A 20283-nucleotide genomic window follows, 5' to 3' on the forward strand; every position below is an offset into this window, starting at 1 on the left:
TCGTCACGCCGCTTTCCTTGCGCCGGGTTTCGGCTTGCGGGAAACATTGTCGCCGGCCTTGCCGTCCAGCGGCAGGCAATCCAGCACGGCAAGCAGCGCGATAATGCCGAGCAGCACAAAGGCCAGCCGAAACTCGATGGCGACGATGCCGCCTGCGCCAAGCGGCGCGCTGATCGCCTGACCGATGCGGATGCCGATCGCCCCGACGGCGATACCCATGCCCATCGTCAGCTGGAAGGCGGTGCTGAACAGCGTATTGGCCCCCGTCATCTGCTGCGGCGGAATATCCGCAAAGGCGATCGTGTTCAGCGCGGTGAAATGCATCGACCGGCACATGCCGCCGATGAACAGCACCGGCACGATGAACCACAAGGGCGTATCGGGCGAAAACAGCGCACAGGCTGCGATGAAGACGGCATTGAGGATGCCGTTGACGATCAGCACCGGCTTGAAGCCGAAACGCCGCAGAATCGGCGTCGTTGCCGGTTTCATCGCCAGATTTCCGGCAAAGACCGCCAGCGTCAGCATCCCGGCATGAAAGGCGCTGAGTCCGAACCCCACCTGAAACATCAGCGGCAGCAGAAAGGGCACGGCCCCGATGGCGATGCGAAACAGCGATCCGCCCGAAATGGTGATCGCGAAGGTCGGAAGCCTGAGCCCGGAGAGATCGATCAGCGGATGGTCCGTCCGTCGGAAATGAAATACGGCGACGGCGAGCAGGACGATGCCGACGAGCACATAGGCCCATGCCTCAAGCCAGACAGGATCGGGCCGCCCGATCAGTTCCAGGCCGTACATCAGGCTGGCCAGACCGATGCCGCTGACGACGAAACCGATCCAGTCGAAAGGCGGGCGCGCCGTGCTCTTGGTTTCGGGAATGAGCATGAGCGCGAAGACGAATGCCAGAACGCCGAGCGGCAGATTGAGGAAGAAGATCCAGCGCCAGTTCGCATGATCGGTAATGAAGCCGCCGAGCGGCGGCCCGAGGATCGGCGCGACCAGCGCAGGCCAGGTGATCGTCGCAATGGCCGAGATCAGCTTGTCCTTCGGCGTGTTGTTCAGAACCACGAGCCGGCCCACCGGCACCATCATCGCCCCGCCGACGCCCTGCAGGATGCGCATGGCGACGAAAGAGCCGACGCCATTGGCAAAACCGCAAAGGACGGATGCGAGCGTGAAGATGACGACCGCCGTCGTGAATACCAGACGCGCGCCGAAGCGATCGCTGATCCAGCCGCTGATGGGAATGAAGACGCCGAGTGTCAGGAGATAGGCGCTCATGCCGATATTGAGATCCACCGGACGGGCACCGAAGGAAACGGCCATCTGCGGCAGCGCCGTGGCGATAACCGTGCCGTCCAGATTTTCCATGAAGAAGGCCCCGGCCACGAGCAGAGCAATCAGGAGCGAGCGCGAGCCGGCCTCCTGCACGCCTTCCCTTTGCCCACGCGTGGACATGTCGTTCATCGATCAGCTACTCCGAATCCGCCTCTCATCCTCACCGTATTTAAACGGTTCGGCAACGTTTACGATAGACAGAAATCCTCCCATCAATCGATTGGCCGATCACGTTTCACCGGACGATCGGTGCGCAATTTGATCACGGAATGCGCGCTCGTGACGATCCAGCAGCAAGACGGCTTCCCAGCGCGTTCATGCGGCCGAATTGATCCTTCAATCCTGGCCAGTAGGCATCCATGCGCAAGGCATGCTAGGATTTTGCCGGGACATGCCGCAAAAGGGACGACAGGATCGACATCGGAACACTATGGAACCGCCCAGACGGGCTGACACAGCCGCATAAAGCCCCCACCGAACATAAGCCGACGTTTGTTCCCGAAACGGCGCATCAATAAGGAACGAGAGCCCCGCATAATGAAACATGGCCAGGACGCAATGACCTCTCCGGCTACTCCGGAGTCGAAGCTGACCGTAACGCACTCGCCCTTCGACGCCTTTGTGCGAAAATACGGCACGATCCCGCGGCGCGGCGTCTTCGGCTATTTCGTCCACGAACTCGGCCGGCGCATCGTTCGCGGAGATTATCCCGTCGGCACGACGCTTCCCAACGAGCCGGATCTGGTCGAACAATTCGGCATCAGCCGCACCGTCATCCGCGAGGCGATGAAATGCCTTGCGGGCAAGGGGCTGGTGGAGATCAAGACCCGCGTCGGCACGCGCGTCAAGGAGCGCACCAACTGGCATCATCTCGATACGGACGTCATGGTCTGGTACTACGAGACAGGGCCTTCCGTGGAGATCATGCAGTCGATCAAGGACCTGCGGCTGGCGCTCGAGCCGGAAGCGACGGCGCGCGCGGCCCTGCGCCGTAGCGAGAGCGACGTTGCCGCCATCACCTCGGCTTACGAGGAGATGGCTTCCACCATCGGCGACGTCAACAGCAATGCCGATGCCGACCTGCGCTTCCACACCGCGATCTTCGCGGCCACGCACAACATGATCTATTCGCAGCTGATAGACCTGATCGCCGTCGGCATCTACGCCAACCGCACGCTTTCCGGCCACGAAGACATCGCCGAGGGCCAAAGGCGCTCCCTGCCCCTTCATAAAGCCATCCTGGAGGCCATCGTCACCCAGGATGCCAACGCCGCCATGAAGGCGTCACGAAACCTGCTGGATGCCTGGCTCGCCCGCGACTACGGTTTCTAGAGCTGTTCGAGGAAACGAGCGCAACAGTTTTCCTGAACTGCTCTAATGGGTCATTGCATCCCGGGCATCCGCCTTGGAGACCGGAGATTTGCGGCCGGCGTCATGGGCGACCGGGATGAGCCAGATGGTGGCAAAAGTCGTCAGGGCAACGATGACAACGCCCCAGAAGCTCCAATGCAGCGCCGCATCGAAAACCCCTCTGATCGCGGGATCGCCGACGAGATCGGAAAGGCCGGTCGGCTGGTTGAGGATGTCGTGAAGCCTGTCCGCCAGTTCCCCGCTGCCATAATGCGCGATGCCGACGTTCATGATCGCGCCGAGCGCCGTGGCGCCAAGGGTGTTGCCGAGACTGCGCGAGAAGATGATCGACGCCGTGGCGCTGCCGCGCATCGCCCATTCGACACTCTCCTGCACCAGCACGACGCTGGTGAGGCTGATAAGACCCATGCCGAAGCCCATCAGGAACGAGCCGATACCCGCGATTACCGGGCTGCTGTCGGGCGTCAGGAACAGGAGAAAGACCGCACCGAAGGGAAACATCAGGCTGCCGGCGCGCAGGGTCCGGCGGATGCCGAAAGCCCGGAAGAAGCGGCTCGACAGCATCACGGCCAGCGGCCAGCCGACGATCAGCATCGTCAAAGTGAAGCCCGCTTCGAGCGGCGAGCGGCCGAGCACGCCCTGAACATAGATCGGCAGGACCGTCGTCAGCCCGATCAGGGCCATGCCGGCAAGCAGCGTGGCGGCGTTGCTGGTGGCGATCAACCGCCGGCTCCAGAGCGCGATCGAGATGATCGGCTCCGGCGCGCGCCGCTCCTGCCACAGGAACAGGATGCCGGACACGACAAAGACGATTGCGAGCGGACAGAGAACCGCAAAGCCCGCATCGGTTTCCGTCAGGATGACGAGCAGCGACACGATCGAGATCGAAAACAGGATCGTGCCGAAATAATCGATCTTCGCTTTGCGCGGGGTGATGGACTCGTGCAGGAAACCCATGAAGCCGGCGATGGAGAGCACCCCGATCGGCAGGTTGATCCAGAAAATCCAGGCCCAGGACAGATTGTCGACGATGATGCCGCCGGCAAGCGGTCCGATGACGGCGGATATGGCCCAGACGCTGGCAAGCACGCCCTGCACCTTGGCGCGCTCTTCCAGCTTGTAGAGATCGCCGACGACGGTCATCGTCACGGGCTGAATGGCGCCGGCCCCAAGACCCTGCAGAAGCCTGAAGACGATCAGGGAGGCCATCGACCAGGCGAAACCCGCCAGCGCCGAGCCGGCGAGGAAGATAAGGATGCCGCAGATGAGCATGGGTTTGCGGCCAAAAATATCGGAAAGCTTGCCATAGATGACCGTCGTGGTGGACTGCGCCAGGAGAAAGACGGAGAAGACCCAGCTATAATAGGTGAATCCGCCGAGCTGCCCGACGATACGCGGCATGGCGGTGGCGACGATGGTCGCTTCGATGGCGACCATGAAGGTCGCCAGCATGATCGAGGCGATGACGAACGGACGCCTCGAGCGATCGACCGTGCTGGACATGGCATTCCTTTCTGACTGCTGCGCTCGATTCCGAAGACGCATGGGCCTTTGCAGCGGCCGTGGTCGAGCGCTTGACTGCTGGGATCTGAAGTCCAGGGACGAAACGATCGGCAGGGATGGCCGCGGAATCGTTATAGTAAGCTTTGCATATTGGTAGACGGCGATGTCAACTGCTTATACGCAAGCGTGCTGCCGCCCAATCGCCCCCCGATGCCGGTCCGGCAAGATGATTTGCAAATCCGGATCGACGTGAACCATGCAGGCCCGCAAACGCATTGACGGCACTGCATCAATAGGACCATACTGAACTTATAGTCGCCTGTTAGTTTATTTTTTGAACTTAATGGCGGCAAAGACGCAGAAATCCAGACGGAACATCGAATTGCTTACGTCCTCTCAGCAGCAGCTTCTGCGGGTTATCGGCCAGTCGGGTCCGTCGAGCCGCACTGTTCTGGCGGCATCCATGGGATTGAGCAAGGCTGCCATGAGCGGCATTGCGCGCGATCTGATTTCCCTCGGCGTCCTGCGCGAGACCGAGACGATCTATGGCCAGGGTCGCCCGTCGATCCTGCTGGATCTGCATCCGGAAGGCGCTTTCTTCGTCGGCATTTCGCTGATCGAGGAGCCTGCGCCGCTGGTGCTCAGCGATTTCAACGGCAATGTCGTCGCGCGCCGAACCATGCCCCTTTCGCGCAATCCGGAAACCATAGCGGAGATGATCGCCGAGGCGCTGCCGAAACTGCTTTGCGAGCGTAAGGACGCCGGCCGGAAGCTCGCCGGCCTTGGCATCGCGCTCTCCGGCTTCGTCGACGAGAAGCAGGCAAGCTGCGTGCAATCCACCCTGCTTGGATGGCAGGACGTGCCGCTGGCCAGCATCGTCAAGCACAAGACCGGCATCGACACCTTCATCGAGAACGACGCCAAGGCGGTCGCCGTCGGCGAAAAACTGTTCGGCAGCGCCCGCGAGATGCAGAATTTCAGCGTCGTCTCGTTCGACAACGGTATCGGCTGCGCCCATTTCGTCGGCGGGAAACTCTACCGCGGCAACCATGGCGGCGCCGGCGAGATCGCCCATTGCACCATCGAGCCCAATGGCTCGCCCTGCCGCTGCGGCAAGCGCGGCTGCCTCGACACAGTCGCCTCGTTGAAGGCGATCAAGGAAATGGCGAAGGCGGAGGGGCTCGCCTGCCGGTCCCTCGACGAGCTGGAGACGGAGGCATCGCGGGGCAACGTCATGGCGATCGGCATCCTGCATCGCGCCGGCAGCGCGCTTGGGCTGGCGATTGCGCATCTCATCCAGTTCAACGATCCCGGCCTGATCCTGATCACCCATGTCGAAGGCCGGTTCGATGGCCTTTTCGGCACCGTCATGCGGCAGGCAGCCGAGGCGAACGTATTGCCGCGCTGCGCCGGCCGGACGCCGATCCGCACCCAGCGCGTCGACGGCGACGTCTGGGCACGCGGCGCCGCCAGCATCGCCGCTCATAATTTTCTGATTGGTCCTAACCCCTGTTGAGGTTCCCATGCGCATTGCCATCGGAGGCATTCACATCGAATGCAGCACCTATAATCCCGTCCTGAACGAAGAGAAGGATTTTCGCGTTCTGCGCGGCGCCGACCTGACCGCCGCACCTTACTTCGCTTTCCTTAGGGATTACGATGGCGAGTTCCTGCCGACCATTCATGCCAGAGCCATCGCCGGCGGTCCGGTTGCCCGCCATACATACGAAGCCTTCAAGGCCGAATTCCTGGAGCGGCTGAAGCCGCTGCTGCCGCTCGACGGACTTTATCTCGCCATGCATGGCGCCATGTATGTCGAAGGCATGGAAGACGCCGAGGGCGACTGGATCAGTGCCGCGCGCGCCGTCGTCGGCGACGCCTGCATGGTCTCGGCGAGCTACGACCTGCACGGCAACGTCACCCAGCGCATCATCGATGCGCTCGACATGTACTCCACCTATCGCACCGCGCCGCATATCGATGTGGAGGAGACCATGCGCCGCGCCGTCAAGATGCTGACGGAAAGCCTGAAGACCGGCGTGAAACCGATCCTGCTATGGGCGCCGATCCCGGTGGTCCTGCCGGGCGAGCGCACCAGCACCGTCGACGAGCCGGCGAAAAGCCTCTACGACATGCTGCCCGAAATGGATGCGCTCGACGGCGTCTGGGATGCGTCGCTGATGGTCGGCTATGTCTGGGCCGACGAGCCCCGCACCACGGCTGCCGTCATCATGACCGGCACGGACCGCGCCGTGCTCGAGCGCGAGGCGAAGCGGCTGGCCCAAGCCTATTGGGATGTGCGCAAGGACTTCGTTTTCGGCTGCGAGACGGGCTCGATCGAGGAATGCGTCGCTCAAGCGATTGCCAGCACGACCGCGCCGGTAATTCTGGCCGAATCCGGCGACAATCCGACGGGCGGCGGCGTCGGCGACCGCGCCGATGTGCTGGCCGAACTGATTGCCAAAGGAGCCGATGGCGTGATTTTCGCCGGCATCGCCGACAAGGCCGCGACGGAAGCCTGCTATGCCGCCGGCCTCGGCGCCACCCTTTCCCTTTCCGTCGGCGCATCGCTCGACACCAAGGGGAGCCAGCCGGTCAGGGGCAGCTTCACCGTCACGTACCTGCTTGATGTCGCAGAGGCGAGCGACGCGCAAGCCGTGGTTTCCATCGGCGGGATCGACCTCGTCTTGTCGGCCAAGCGCCGCCCCTATCACAACATCGCCGATTTCACCCGCCTCGGCCTCGATCCGCACAAGGCCAGGATCGTCGTCGTCAAGTCCGGCTACCTCTCGCCGGAGCTGGCGCCGATCGCCGATCCGAACCTGATGGCGCTGTCGCCCGGCGTCGTCGACCAGTTCGTCGAGCGACTGCCGCGGCTGCGCAAGACGAGACCGACCTACCCCTTCGACAAGGATTTCGATTTCACGCCCGAGACGGCGCTTTCCACGCGCAGCCTCGGGCGCTGAACATTCGGCAGGCCGCGAAAAACGTCGGTCGTCATCGCATTGCAGGCTCAGAAAGGCAGCCCCGTTTTCGCGGGCGGCCTTTCGCGTTGCGCACAAACATTGTGCATCGCAAAAATTGCACAAAAAAGCGCTTGACGGCGGGATCGGGTTGAATTTTTATTGAACCAATTTCAAATTGGTTCACTCCTTGTCATGGCAGCCAGCAGCCTTCCGGAGAATTCGGTTCACGCCCTGGAAAGGCTCCGGGGGCTTCTGAACTCCGCCGATCTGCCGGCGGACGGAAAGCTTCCGACGGAACGCGCCCTTTCGGAGACGCTGGGCGTCAGCCGGCGCGCGATCCGGCGGGCGCTCGAAGTGCTGGAGGCCGAGGGCCGCGTCTGGCGGCGCCAGGGCTCCGGAACCTATGTCGGGCAGCGTCCGGACGACTGGAGCCAGCATGTCAGCACCCTTGTCGCCGGCACGGACCTGATGGAGGTCATGGAGGTCCGCCTGCGCGTCGAGCCGCAACTGGCCCAGCTCGCCGCCATGCGCGCCAAGCCAGGCGACATCGAGCGCATGTATGAGCTGGCGAAGAAGATCACCGCCAGCGACGATGCCGATAGCCGCGAACTCTGGGACGGAGCGCTGCACCGGCTGATCGCGCAGAGCGCCGGCAACCAGTTCTTCCTGACCATCTTCGACGTGATCAACCATGTTCGTCAGGACGAAGCCTGGCAAACCATTCGCGAATTGGCCCGCAGCACCAACAAGACGCGCCCGGCTTCCTATGCCCAGCATATGGCCATCATCGACGCGATTGCCGCGCGCAATCCGATGCAGGCGGCCGAAGCCATGCGCGAACACCTGCTGATGCTGCAGGAAAGCCTGGTCCGCATCACCTCCCTCGACGCGCAAAACCCGCAGCTGCGAGTGACCGAGGAGGTGGGCTGAGCATCGGCACGACACGGCGACGAATAACGACCGGAGAGGAAAGCGGTCGAAGACGCGGTGAACGACAACCATAAACAGGAGAACGAAATGAAGATCGCCAGATTCCTGACATCGCTTGCCGCCGGCGCCCTGATCGCGTTGCCGGCCTTCGCCGTCGAGCTCAAGATCGGCCTGCAGGACGACGCCGATGCACTGGACCCCGCACAATCGCGTACCTTCGTCGGCCGCATCGTCTATACCGCACTCTGCGACAAGCTCGTTGACGTGACGCCTGACCTGCAGTTCGTGCCGCAGCTTGCCACGTCCTGGAAATGGTCCGCGGACGGCAAGCAACTGATCATGGAGCTGCGCCAGGGCGTGAAATTCCAGGACGAGACGCCGTTCAACGCGCAGGCGGTCGTCGACAACATCCAGCGCTATCAGACCCTGCCGGAATCGCGCCGCAAGAGCGAGCTTTCCTCCGTCGAGAAGGTCGAGGCCTCGGGCGAATATCAGGTGACGTTCACCTTGAAGGCGCCCGACGTCACGCTGCTTGCCCAGCTTTCCGACCGCTCCGGCATGATGGTTTCGCCGACGGCGGCAAAGGCTGCCGGCGCGAAATTCGGCGATCACCCCGTCTGCTCCGGTCCGTTCAAATTCGTCGAGCGCGTGCAGCAGGACCGCATCGTGCTCGAAAAATTCCAGGATTACTGGAACAAGGACAACATCTTCATCGACAAGTTAACCTACCTGCCGATCCCCGATACGACGGTTCGCCTGGCAAATCTGCGCTCCGGCGATCTCGACATGATCGAGCGCGTGGCCGCATCCGATGCCGGCACAGTCAAGAGCGATCCCAATCTCGTCTATGCCGATGCCGTCGGCACCGGCTGGCTCGGCGTCTATACCAATATCGGCAACGGCCCGCGCGCCGACAACCCGATGGGCAAGGACAAGCGCCTGCGCCAGGCTTTCTCGCTGGCGATCGACCGCGAAGCGGCCATGCAGATCGTCTTCGACGGCACCGGACTTGCCGGCAACCAGCCGTTCGCGCCCAACAGCCCCTGGTACGACAAGGATATTCCGGTGCCGGCCCGCGACGTCGACAAGGCCAAGGCGCTGGTCAAGGAAGCCGGATTCGACCGCGTTCCGGTCGAGCTTGCCGTCGCCAACAACCCCGTTTCCATGCAGATGATGCAGATCATCCAGTCGATGGTCGCCGAAGCCGGATTCGACGTGACGCTGAAGACGACCGAGTTCGCGACGCTGCTCGACGCGCAGTCGAGCGGCAACTACCAGCTCAGCCGATCCGACTGGTCCGGCCGCTCCGATCCCGACGGCAACATCCAGCAATTCGTCACGACCGGCGCCGGCCTCAATGATTCCAAATACAGCAATCCGGACGTCGACAAACTGCTGCTTGAGGCGCGCCAGTCGCAGGACAATGCCGTGCGCAAGCAGAAATACGATGCAGCCGAGGCGATCCTGAACCAGGATTTGCCGATCATCTTCCTCGGGCACCAGGCCTGGATCTGGGCTTACAACAAGAAGGTCTCCGGCTTCGTACCCTCGCCTGACGGCATGATCCGCCTCGTGGGCGTAAAGAAGAGCGGCTGAGCCAACAACGCCATGCGGGCTCTCTCCCGCATGGCTTTTCCGGTATTCGATGCCGCGTCGAGGAACTGCCCATGTATAGCTATATCGGAAAGAGGCTGCTGGTCGCCATACCGACGCTGCTGATCATTTCGATCTTCGTCTTCTCGCTGCAGAAGCTTCTGCCAGGCGACCCCGTTCTGGCCATGGCCGGCGAGGAGCGCGATCCGCAGGTCCTGGAGCTGCTTCGAGAGAAATACCGGCTGAACGACCCGGTCATCTATCAGTATGGCTACTGGCTGCAGGGTGTCGCCAGGGGCGATCTCGGCGTTTCGCTGCGCACCAACCAGCCTGTTCTCACGCTCGTCGCCGAAAAGCTGCCGGTGACGATCCAGCTGGCCGTCATGTCGATGATCTTCGCCTTCGCCATCGGCATTCCCATGGGCATACTGGCGGCCGTGAAGAAGAATACCGTCATCGATTTCCTGGCCAATATCGTCGCCCTGTGCGGCTTGTCCGTGCCGAACTTCTGGCTCGGCATCATGCTCATACTGCTCGTCTCGGTGAAGCTCCACTGGCTGCCGGCCTCAGGATACCAGCCGTTCTTCGAGGACCCCTGGCGCTCGATCCAGACCATGCTGATGCCGGCCTTCGTCCTCGGCAACGCGCTGGCCGCGACGCTGATGCGTCATACCCGCTCCTCCATGCTGAGCGTGCTCAGTGCCGATTACATCCGCACCGCCCGCGCCAAGGGCCTTCCGGAAACGGCGGTCGTGTTGCAACATAGTTTTCGCAACGCCATCCTGCCCGTCGTCACCGTCAGCGCCCTGCTCTTCGGCGAGCTTCTGGCCGGCGCCGTGCTCACCGAGCAGATCTTTACCATTCCGGGCTTCGGCAAGCTCATCGTCGATGCCGTCTTCAACCGGGACTACGCCGTTGTTCAGGGCGTCGTGCTGTGCACGGCTATCGGCTTCATCATCATGAACCTCATTGCCGATATTCTCTACGTCCTCCTCAATCCGCGCATGAGGGCAACGCTATGAGCACGATCGTCCAGACGACCGCAGCCGCGCCCACCGCCAAACGCGCGCCCAACCGGGCCTGGCGGAAGCTCAGGGCCAACAAGGGGGCCCTGGTCGGGCTCGCCATCATCCTCTTCTTCACCGCTCTCGCCGCGCTGGCGCCGCTCCTGCCGATCCCGGACCCGGTCGCCACCAGCTGGTCGGCAATCCGCAAGGCGCCATCGGCCGCGCACTGGCTCGGCACCGACGATCTCGGCAGGGACATCCTGTCCCGCATGATCTGGGGCGCGCAGGCGTCGCTGATGGCCGGCATCTTCTCGGTTGCCATCGCGGTCGCGATCGGCGTGCCGTTCGGCCTCATTTCCGGCTACTACGGCGGCTGGATCGACCAGATCATTTCGCGCATTACCGAGGCCTTCCTGGCGATGCCGTTCCTGATTACCGCCATTGCACTTGCCGCCTTTCTGGGGCCGAGCCTCACCAATGCGATGATCGCCATCGGGCTTTCGGCGACACCGGTCTTCGTGCGGCTGACGCGCGGCCAGGTGCTGGCGGTCAAGACGGAGGAATATGTCGAGGGTGCCCGGTCGATCGGCCTGCGCCACTTCAGCATCATCACCCGCTACATCCTGCCGAACGTCTTTGCGCCCATTCTGGTGCAGGCGACGCTCACCATCGCGACCGCGATCATTGCGGAAGCGAGCCTCTCCTTCCTCGGGCTCGGACAGCAGCCGCCGTCCCCGAGCTGGGGCTCGATGCTCAATGTGGCCAAGAACTATCTCGAACAGGCGCCCTGGATGGCCATGTGGCCGGGCGCCGCCATTTTTCTCGTCGTGATCGGCTTCAACCTCCTCGGCGACGGCCTGCGCGATGCGCTCGACCCGCGCGAAGCATGAATAAACTGAAAAGGATGCCCGCAATGACCGCATTCACTACCCGCCCCGAAATCCTCGGCACCTTCGGCGTCGTCACCTCGACTCACTGGATCGCGTCGGCCGTCGGCATGAGCATCCTCGAAAAGGGCGGCAATGCCTTCGACGCGGCCGTGGCGACCGGCTTCGTGCTGCAAATCGTCGAGCCGCATCTCTGCGGCCCCGGCGGCGACATGCCGGCGATCCTCTATTCGAAGAAGAAGGACAAGGTCGAGGTCATCTGCGCTCAGGGACCGGCACCCGCCGGCGCTACGATCGAGCACTACACGCGCGAGGGACTGAAGCTCATTCCCGGCGACGGCCTGCTTGCCACCGTCATCCCCGGCGCTTTCGACGGCTGGATGCTGATGCTGCGCGATTACGGCCGGCTATCCGTCCGCGACGTGCTCGAACCGGCGATCCACTATGCCGAAAGCGGGCATCCCGTCCTGCCGCGCGTTTCGGCCACCATCGCGGGGCTTGCCGATTTCTACCGCAAGGAATGGCCGACCTCCTACGAAACCTGGCTTCCCGGCGGAGCCGTGCCGGAACCCTGGTCCAACTTCAGGAACCCCGTGCTTGCCGAAACATGGAAGCGTGTCGTTACCGAGGCGGAAAGCAAAAGCGACCGCGAAGTGCAGATCGAAGCTGCACGAAATGCCTATTACCGCGGCTTCGTGGCGGAAGCGATCGACAACTACGTCGGCAAGACAGCCGTCATGGACGCGAGCGGCGAGCGTCATAAAGGGGTGCTGACCGCCGACGATATGGCCAACTGGCAGGCTACCATCGAGGCGCCGCAAACCTATGATTATCACGACTGGACCGTCGCCAAGATCGGCCCCTGGGGGCAGGGACCGGTATTCCTGCAGGCGCTGTCGCTGCTCAAGGGCTTCGACCTCGCCGGCATGGACCCGGCCGGGGCCGACTTCGTCCATATCGTCACCGAGGCCATGAAACTCGCCTTCGCCGACCGAGAGGTCTATTATGGCGATCCGAATTTCACGACCATACCGCTCGAGACCCTGCTGTCGGACGCCTACGCCGAAAAGCGCCGTCGGCTGATTGCATCGGAGGCCTCGCTCGCCTTGCGCCCGGGCAAGTTGCCCGGCTTCGAGGACCAGTACGATCTTACCATGAAAATGCTCGAAGCGCCGGAAGCCAAGAGCGGAGCGGTCTATGAGCCGACAATGTCGCATCTTACCGAGAAGCGCGGCGACACCGTGCACATCGACGTCATCGACCGCGAAGGCAACATGGTGTCGGTAACGCCTTCCGGCGGCTGGCTGCAATCCTCCCCCATCGTGCCCGGCCTCGGCTTCTGCCTGAACTCACGCGCCCAGATGTTCTGGCTGCAACCCGGCCTGCCCTCCTCGCTTGCTCCCGGCAAGCGGCCGCGCACGACACTCACCCCGACGCTGGCGCTGCATGAAGGGCGCCCGACGCTCGCTTTCGGCACGCCCGGCGGCGACCAGCAGGAGCAATGGCAGCTCTCCTTCTTCCTGCGCTATGTCCATCACGGACTGAACCTGCAGGAGGCGATCGACAAGCCCCTGTTTCACAGCACCCATTTCCCGAGCTCCTTCTATCCGCGCACCCGCGAGCCGGGCGGCCTGACGGCGGAGGCGAATTTCAGCGCCGATGTCCTCGAAGCACTTCGCAGGAAGGGCCACCAGCTGACCGTCGCGCCGGAATGGACCGTAGGCCGGCTGACCGCCGCTCGACGCGACGCATCGGGGCTTTTGCGCGCCGCAGCGACGCCGCGCCTGATGCAGGCCTATGCCATCGGGAGATAGCCTTTTGAGCGGCTCCTGAAATGTCCGACCAATGCGCAAGATGACGAATGGGGAACCGATGACGACCACCGCCGCGCCGACGATCGATCCGAATGGGCAGCCCGTCCTTTCCGTTTCCAATCTGACCACGTCGTTTCTCGTCGATGGTGAGTGGCGCACGGTCGTAAAGGACATTTCCTTCGACGTCATGCCGGGGGAAACGGTCGCTATCGTCGGCGAGAGCGGCTCCGGCAAAAGCGTGACGTCCCTCTCGGTCATGCGGCTGCTTGCGAGAGCCAGCAGCCGCATCGAAGGTTCGATCCGGCTCAACGGCCGCGATCTCCTCTCCTTGCCGGAGGCCGAAATGCGCAAGGTGCGCGGCAAGGATGTCGCGATGATCTTCCAGGAGCCGATGACTTCTCTCAATCCGATCTTCACCATCGGCCGGCAGATTTCCGAGGCGCTGACCTGCCACGGCAATATTTCCAAGGCCGAAGCGAAGGCGGAAACGATCCGTCTGTTGGAAAAGGTGCGTATCCCCAACGCGCCCTCGCGCTTCGACGAATATCCCCACCAGTTTTCCGGCGGCATGCGTCAGCGCGTGATGATCGCCATGGCGCTCGCCAGCCGCCCGAAACTGCTGATCGCCGACGAACCGACGACCGCGCTCGACGTGACCATTCAGGGACAGATCCTCGATCTCATCAAGGTGTTGCAGGAAGAGGAAGGCATGTCCGTCCTCTTCATCACCCACGACATGGGCGTCGTCGCCGAAATCTCCGATCGCACCATCGTCATGTATCGCGGCGAGGCCGTGGAAACCGGCAGGACCGACGATATTTTTCATCGCGGCCAGCACCCCTATACCCGCGCGCTGCTGTCGGCCGTGCCGCGGCTCGGTTCGATGAGGGATCAGCCGCAGCCGCTACGCTTTCCGAGCGTCGATATCCATACCGGCGAACGCAACGAGCCAAAGCCGCTTGCGGATACCGTTGCCCACGACAAAACGCCAGTGCTCGAGGTGAAAAACCTCGTCGCCCGCTTCGATCTCCGCGGCGGCCTACTCGGCCGTCCGACCGGCGCCATTCATGCGGTCGAAAATGTTTCCTTCGATCTTTCCCAAGGAGAAACCCTGTCGCTGGTTGGCGAATCCGGCTGCGGAAAGTCGACGACCGGCCGTTCCATCATGCGGCTCATAGATCCGAGGTCGGGCCAGGTGCGCCTCGACGGCTATGACGTGATGAAGCTCAATGCGCTCGATCTGCGCCGGATGCGGCGCAGCATCCAGATGATCTTCCAGGACCCGTTTGCAAGCCTCAATCCGCGCATGACGATCGGGGCGACGGTGGCCGAACCCTTCATCGAGCATCGTCTGGGCTCGCGCGCCGAGGCCCGCGAAAAGGCCGCCGACCTTCTGGAGCGTGTCGGCCTGAAGGCGGACATGATGGGCCGCTACCCGCACGAATTCTCGGGCGGACAGCGCCAGCGCATCTGCATCGCCCGTGCGCTCGCCCTTGATCCGAAGGTGATCGTCGCCGACGAAAGCGTGTCGGCGCTCGACGTGTCGATCAAGGCGCAGGTCTGCAACCTGCTGATGGATCTTCAGCAAAGCCTCAATCTATCCTATCTCTTCATCTCGCACGACATGGCCGTGGTCGAACGCGTCAGCCATCGCGTCGCGGTCATGTATCTCGGCGAGATCGTCGAAATCGGCCCGCGCGCATCCGTATTCGAAAATCCGCAGCACCCCTACACCCGGAAACTGATGGCAGCCGTTCCCGTGCCCGACCCCTCGCGACGCGGCGTCAGGCGCAATCTCGCGGTCGACGAACTGAAGAGCCCGGTACGACCGGTCGGATACGTTGCGCCGACCCGGCAATACCGCGAAGTGTCCAGCGGTCATCTGGTCCGGATCGAAGAAGCCGCCTGAACCGGTTTCCGGCCTTGACGGCGTCGAAATCCGCGCAAATATCGAGGCTCCGTTTTCCATCTCATCTGGAGTTGAATGAAATGACCGACAGCGTGCTCGATATCCCGGTAAAGAGGATCGATGGCAGCGAGACGACGCTTGCCGACTACGGCGGCAAGGTCATCATGGTCGTCAACGTCGCGTCCAAATGCGGCCTGACGGTGCAGTACGAAGGGCTGGAAAAGCTTTATGAGGAAAAGCGCGGCGACGGTCTTGTGATCGCGGGCTTTCCTGCCAACGATTTCAAGGGTCAGGAGCCCGGCAGCGATGAGGAGATCCTCAGCTTCTGCACGCTCACTTACGACGTCCAGTTTCCGATGTTCTCCAAGATCGCCGTCACCGGCGAGGCGCGTCATCCGCTCTATGACGCCCTCATCGCCTCCGGCGTCGAGACGATCGGGGACGGACCGATGCGCACGCGTCTGGCCGAGCGCGGCCTGCATACCGGCGAGAACGGCGGCATCGTGTGGAATTTCGAAAAATTCCTGATCGGCCGCGACGGCAAGGTTGCCGCCCGGTTTGCTCCGGACGTCACGGCAGACGATCCCCGCCTGCTCGCCGTTTTGGAAAAAGAGCTCGCGCGCGCCTGAAACTTGCAGGAAAGGCGCTAAAGCCGGCGTCCTTCCTCATCAAACAGGGAAGCCAGAGCCGGCTGGAAATAGACCGGCTGCTCGCTGTTGAGCGCGACATCCTCGTCGGCGTCGATCCGCACGGACAGCGTCTCCTTGCCAACCTGCCCCCAGATCAGATTGTCCGAACCCATGGGCTCGACGATGCTGAAGGTCCCGGGCAGGCTTGAGACGCGTCCGCCGGCCGGCTGGAACTGCATCTGTTCGGGCCGCACCCCGAGCGTCACCTTGCGTCCGTCGCCGGGTGTGCCGGAAAACTCGTAGCCGTTGAGATCGATCGTGCGGCCATCGGGCAGCGTGAAGGCCGGCACGCCGCCATTGCTCTTCACCTGTCCGGACAGGAAATTCATCGAGGGCGAGCCGACAAAGCCGGCGACGAAGCGATTGACCGGGCGCCGGTAGATTTCCTTCGGCGTGGCGAATTGCTGGATCACCCCGCCGCTCATGACCGCGATGCGATCGGCAAGCGTCAGCGCCTCGATCTGGTCGTGCGTCACATAGATCATGGTCGAGCCGAGGCCGCCATGCAGGCGTTTCAGTTCGACGCGCAGTTCGGTTCTAAGCTTGGCGTCGAGGTTGGACAGCGGCTCGTCGAACAGGAAGACATCGACGTCGCGCACCAGGGCGCGACCGATGGCGACGCGCTGGCGCTGGCCGCCGGACAGCTCTCCCGGCCGCCGCTTGCGCAAGGGATCGATCTGCAGGATCTGCACGGCACGGTCGACGCGCTGAGCAATCTCATCCTTCGGCATGCCGGCGATGCGCAGCCCGAAGGAGAGATTTCCCTCGACCGTCATCGTCGGATAGAGCGCGTAGGATTGAAACACCATGCCGATGCCGCGATCCTTGGGCTCCTCCCAGGTGACGTTCTTGTCGCCGATCCAGATCTGGCCGTCGGTGATATCGGTCAGCCCGGCGATCGCGTTGAGCAAGGTCGACTTGCCGCAGCCTGAGGGGCCGAGCAGCACGATGAACTCGCCGGACTTTATCTCGAGATTGAGCGACTTCAAAACGCTGACGCTACCGAAATCGATTGCAAGTTCACGAATGGAAACATTGGCCATGAGCTATCCCTTGACTGCGCCGGCGGTGATGCCGCGCACGAACCAGCGACCCGAGCCGAAGTAGACGATCAGCGGCACCAGGGCGGTGAGAATGGTTGCCGCCATATTGACGTTGTAGAGCTTCTCTCCCTGGGTGGAGTTGACGATATTATTGAGCTGCACCGTCATGGGGAAGTTTTCCCGGCCGGCGAAGACGACGCCGAAAAGGAAGTCGTTCCAGATGCCTGTCACCTGCAGGATCGACGCCACCACCAGAATCGGGATCGACATGGGGATCATCAGGCGGAAGAAGATCTGCCACAGTCCCGCGCCGTCGATACGGGCCGCCTTGAAAAGCTCCATCGGCAGGCTCGAATAATAGTTGCGAAACAGCAGCGTCAGAACCGGCAGGCCGAAGACCGTATGGGTGATGATGATGCAGGGCAGCGTCGAATAGATGCCGATATCGCGATAAATCAGCACCAGCGGATAGATGAACACCTGATAGGGGATGAAGGCGCCGAGCAGCAGGATGGCGAAGAGCACGTTCGCACCCTTGACCCGCCAGAAGGACAGCGCATAGCCGGTCAGCGACGAGATCAGGATCGACAGGATCATGCTTGGAATGAGGATCTTCACCGAGTTCCAGAAACCGACGCTGATGCCGCCGCATTCAAGCCCGGTGCAGGCCGAGCTCCACGCCTGCACCCAGGCGTCCGCCGACCACATTTGCGGAAAGGCGAAGATATTGCCCTGCCGGATCTCCGGCATGGACTTGAACGACGTGACGAGCATCACGTAGAGCGGCAGCAGGAAGAACAGGGCCGCAATGGCGAGAAAGAGATAAAGGCCGATGCGCCCGGGAGTCAGATGCTGGGGCTTGCGCCCGGTCGGACCCTGCATGGCACCGGTGACGGAAGATGGCATGGTCATCAGTTCCCCCTCGGCTTTTCGCGGAAATATTCATAATAGAGCCAGGGCGTCACCAGGATGACCACCGTGACGAACATGACGGTCGATGCGCCCGTGGCAAGAGCGATGTTGCCGCGCCCGAAGAGGTAATCCATGATGAACTTGCCGGGCACCTCGGTCGATATGCCCGGACCGCCGCCCGTCGTCGCCAGAACCAGCTCGTAGACCCGGACGACGGCAATCGCCAGAAGCACGCTGGCGGTGATGATGGTCGGCCTCAGGATCGGGATGACGATGTGGAGGTAGACGCGCCAGCTCGGTATGCCGTCGATGCGCGTCGCCTTCCACAATTCGCGGTCGACGCCGCGCAGCCCCGCCAGCATGATCGCCATGACAAGACCGGACGACTGCCAGATGCCGGCAAGCACGATGACGTAAAGCGCGAGATCGCTCTGGACGATCCAGTCGAAGCGGAACCAGGTGAAGCCGATGCTGTCTGCAACCTTCTGCAGGCCGAGCGTCGGATTCATGATCCATTGCCAGACGAGCCCGGTGACGATGAACGACATGGCGAAGGGATAGAGAAAGATCGTCCGGAAGGTGTTTTCGAACCGGACTTTCTGATCGAGCGCGACGGCCAGGAGAAAGCCGAGGATCAGACAACCCGCGATGAACAGTATGCCGAAAACCACGACGTTCTGCAACGATATCAGCCAGCGTGCCGTCGAGAACAATCGCTCGTATTGCTTGGTCCCGACGAAGATGTTGACCGGCAGCACCTTGCTGTCCGTGAACGATATCCAGATGTTCCAGACGACGGTGACGACATAGGCCAGAAGCACGATGGCGAAAGCCGGGAACAGGGCCACGTAGGGCGAAATATGAATCTTCCTGCGGCTGGCGCTCGCAGGCGCGGCGACCGTCTTTACGGCGGCGGCGCTCGTGTCTGGGGTGCTCATGACGCGCTCCTCCTCAGCATTCATGGAAGCCGGCGGCAGGACTGCCTGCCGCCGCATGGATGTCGATCGAAGCTTACTTCGCCTGTTCAATCACCTGCGCAAACTGGTCGGCGAACTGATCGGCCGTCATGCTGGGCGTCGTCCAGTATTGAGCGATGAGATCGCCCTCGGTCTGGACGATGTCCTGCGGCGTCAGCACATCCGGCGCAAGGATCTGGCGGCTCGGATCCTTGAGCGCGTTCAGACCCTTCTGGGCGCAGGCGTCGAGCTTCGACGTATCGACGTCGAGCCGCACCGGCACGGAACCCTTCTTGGAGTTGAAGGCAAGCTGGCCCTCCTTCGACATGATGACCGTCGCCAGCAGCGTCTGGGCGTCGATGGCCGTCTTGTCCTTCAGGACCGGGAAGACGAAAATATCGCCGCCCATCATGAAGTTGGACTCGCCCGGCCCGAGGATGCAGCCGAAATCCTTGTCGGCGACGAGACCGGCGTGAATGAATTCGCCCTTGGCCCAGTCACCCATGAACTGGATGCCGGCCTTGCCGTCGATCAGCATGCCGGTTGCGACGTTCCAGTCGCGGTTCGGGCTGCCCGGGTCCTGATAGTTGCGCAGCTTGGCAAAGACTTCCGCCACATGCTTGAACTTGTCGGACTTGACGGCATCCGTGTCCAGATCCTTCCATACCTTGCCGTAGAGCTCCTTGCCGCCCTCGCCGAGCAGGATGGCGTTGAACATCGACTGCAATTGCCAGGGTTGGCCGCCGACGGCGACCGGGATCAGGCCGGCGGCCTTGATCTTGTCGAGCGCGGCGAACATTTCATCCCATGTCTTCGGCTCTTCCGTCACGCCTGCCTTGGCGAAGACGGGCTTGGAATAGAAGACCCAGTTCTGGCCGTGGTCATTGATCGGAGCGCCGTAGATATGGCCCTGGAACTGAATGGCCTCATAAAAGGCCGGCGTCAGCACCGATTTCCAGTCCTGTTCCTTGGCAAGATCGTCGAGCGACCGCAGCAGGCCCTGCTGGGCCAGTTCGTTCATCTGCGTGCCGGTGTTGAACTGCATGGCCGTCGGCGGGTTGCCGCCGATGATGCGGTTGATACCGATCGGACGGGCGGTCGAGCCGGACCCGGCAATGGCGGTATCCACCCATTCGCCGCCGGCGGCGTTGAAGGCCTTGGCCAGTTCCTTCACGGCAGCGGCTTCGCCGCCGGAAGTCCACCAATGCAAGACTTCGGCTTTCTTGCCATCGGCCAACGCGCCGGTCACGCTCGCCGCGACCAGCGCCGTAGCGCCGACCAATGCCATCATCAATTTGCGCATGCGTTCCTCCTCTTTTGATGGCGTTTTCCAAACGCCTGTGCTCAGCCGCCGCCGTCCCAGAC

General features: G+C 62.5%; 16 protein-coding genes. 10 read left to right on the plus strand and 6 right to left on the minus strand.

Annotated elements, in window-relative coordinates; translation table 11 throughout:
• Window positions 1–3: 3 nt before the first annotated feature.
• Window positions 4–1458 carry a DHA2 family efflux MFS transporter permease subunit gene (locus ACJJVH_RS24985; RefSeq protein ID WP_412066219.1) on the minus strand — a complete coding sequence of 485 codons (1455 nt, stop codon included), beginning with the start codon at window positions 1456–1458 and terminating at the stop codon, window positions 4–6.
• A 417-nt stretch (window positions 1459–1875) separates the two neighbouring features.
• Here ACJJVH_RS24985 and ACJJVH_RS24990 point away from each other — a divergent pair, with 417 nt between their 5' ends.
• Entirely contained in the window at window positions 1876–2670 is a 795-nt protein-coding gene (locus ACJJVH_RS24990; RefSeq protein ID WP_412065440.1) for a FadR/GntR family transcriptional regulator, read from the plus strand.
• 42 nt (window positions 2671–2712) lie between these two features.
• Here ACJJVH_RS24990 and ACJJVH_RS24995 read toward each other — a convergent pair whose 3' ends face one another.
• Window positions 2713–4212 (minus strand): MDR family MFS transporter, encoded by a 1500-nt coding sequence (locus tag ACJJVH_RS24995; RefSeq protein WP_412065441.1) that lies wholly within the window; start codon window positions 4210–4212, stop codon window positions 2713–2715.
• Between the two features lie 382 nt (window positions 4213–4594).
• On the opposite strand from ACJJVH_RS24995, the gene ACJJVH_RS25000 reads away from it, so the two are divergent.
• The 9 genes from ACJJVH_RS25000 (at window position 4595) to ACJJVH_RS25040 (ending at window position 15947) form a co-directional block, all read left to right on the plus strand.
• A complete protein-coding gene (locus ACJJVH_RS25000) occupies window positions 4595–5728 on the plus strand; it encodes an ROK family protein (RefSeq protein ID WP_412065442.1) in 1134 nt (377 codons plus the stop codon).
• A 7-nt stretch (window positions 5729–5735) separates the two neighbouring features.
• Window positions 5736–7178 (plus strand): M81 family metallopeptidase, encoded by a 1443-nt coding sequence (locus tag ACJJVH_RS25005; protein ID WP_412065443.1) that lies wholly within the window; start codon window positions 5736–5738, stop codon window positions 7176–7178.
• A 192-nt stretch (window positions 7179–7370) separates the two neighbouring features.
• The gene (locus ACJJVH_RS25010) at window positions 7371–8108 is read left to right on the plus strand and encodes a FadR/GntR family transcriptional regulator (RefSeq protein ID WP_112798477.1); all 738 of its coding nucleotides are present in this window, start codon (window positions 7371–7373) and stop codon (window positions 8106–8108) included.
• Between the two features lie 87 nt (window positions 8109–8195).
• Window positions 8196–9704 (plus strand): ABC transporter substrate-binding protein, encoded by a 1509-nt coding sequence (locus ACJJVH_RS25015; protein ID WP_112800104.1) that lies wholly within the window; start codon window positions 8196–8198, stop codon window positions 9702–9704.
• Window positions 9705–9775: 71 nt separating this feature from the next.
• A complete protein-coding gene (locus ACJJVH_RS25020) occupies window positions 9776–10723 on the plus strand; it encodes an ABC transporter permease (RefSeq protein ID WP_112798479.1) in 948 nt (315 codons plus the stop codon).
• Window positions 10720–11598 (plus strand): ABC transporter permease, encoded by an 879-nt coding sequence (locus ACJJVH_RS25025; protein ID WP_112798481.1) that lies wholly within the window; start codon window positions 10720–10722, stop codon window positions 11596–11598. The genes ACJJVH_RS25020 and ACJJVH_RS25025 overlap by 4 nt, the downstream gene beginning before the upstream one ends.
• 23 nt (window positions 11599–11621) lie before the next feature.
• A complete protein-coding gene (locus tag ACJJVH_RS25030) occupies window positions 11622–13409 on the plus strand; it encodes a gamma-glutamyltransferase family protein (protein ID WP_412065444.1) in 1788 nt (595 codons plus the stop codon).
• A 58-nt stretch (window positions 13410–13467) separates the two neighbouring features.
• Window positions 13468–15318 (plus strand): ABC transporter ATP-binding protein, encoded by a 1851-nt coding sequence (locus ACJJVH_RS25035; RefSeq protein WP_412065445.1) that lies wholly within the window; start codon window positions 13468–13470, stop codon window positions 15316–15318.
• A gap of 80 nt (window positions 15319–15398) precedes the next feature.
• Window positions 15399–15947 carry a glutathione peroxidase gene (locus tag ACJJVH_RS25040; RefSeq protein ID WP_113357735.1) on the plus strand — a complete coding sequence of 183 codons (549 nt, stop codon included), beginning with the start codon at window positions 15399–15401 and terminating at the stop codon, window positions 15945–15947.
• Window positions 15948–15964: 17 nt separating this feature from the next.
• Here ACJJVH_RS25040 and ACJJVH_RS25045 read toward each other — a convergent pair whose 3' ends face one another.
• The 4 genes from ACJJVH_RS25045 to ACJJVH_RS25060 form a co-directional block, all read right to left on the minus strand.
• Complete coding sequence (locus ACJJVH_RS25045; protein WP_113370686.1) at window positions 15965–17050, minus strand: ATP-binding cassette domain-containing protein; 1086 nt, start codon at window positions 17048–17050, stop codon at window positions 15965–15967.
• 3 nt (window positions 17051–17053) lie between these two features.
• Window positions 17054–17956, minus strand: a complete 903-nt coding sequence (locus ACJJVH_RS25050; protein ID WP_412066220.1) for a carbohydrate ABC transporter permease — start codon at window positions 17954–17956, stop codon at window positions 17054–17056.
• A gap of 5 nt (window positions 17957–17961) precedes the next feature.
• On the minus strand, window positions 17962–18900 hold the full coding sequence (locus ACJJVH_RS25055) for a carbohydrate ABC transporter permease (protein ID WP_112800109.1): 939 nt from the start codon (window positions 18898–18900) through the stop codon (window positions 17962–17964).
• A gap of 73 nt (window positions 18901–18973) precedes the next feature.
• Window positions 18974–20221, minus strand: a complete 1248-nt coding sequence (locus ACJJVH_RS25060; RefSeq protein WP_412065446.1) for an ABC transporter substrate-binding protein — start codon at window positions 20219–20221, stop codon at window positions 18974–18976.
• Window positions 20222–20283: the final 62 nt, after the last annotated feature.

The organism is Rhizobium sp. SYY.PMSO, from assembly GCF_046840415.1.
Lineage (GTDB): Bacteria > Pseudomonadota > Alphaproteobacteria > Rhizobiales > Rhizobiaceae > Rhizobium.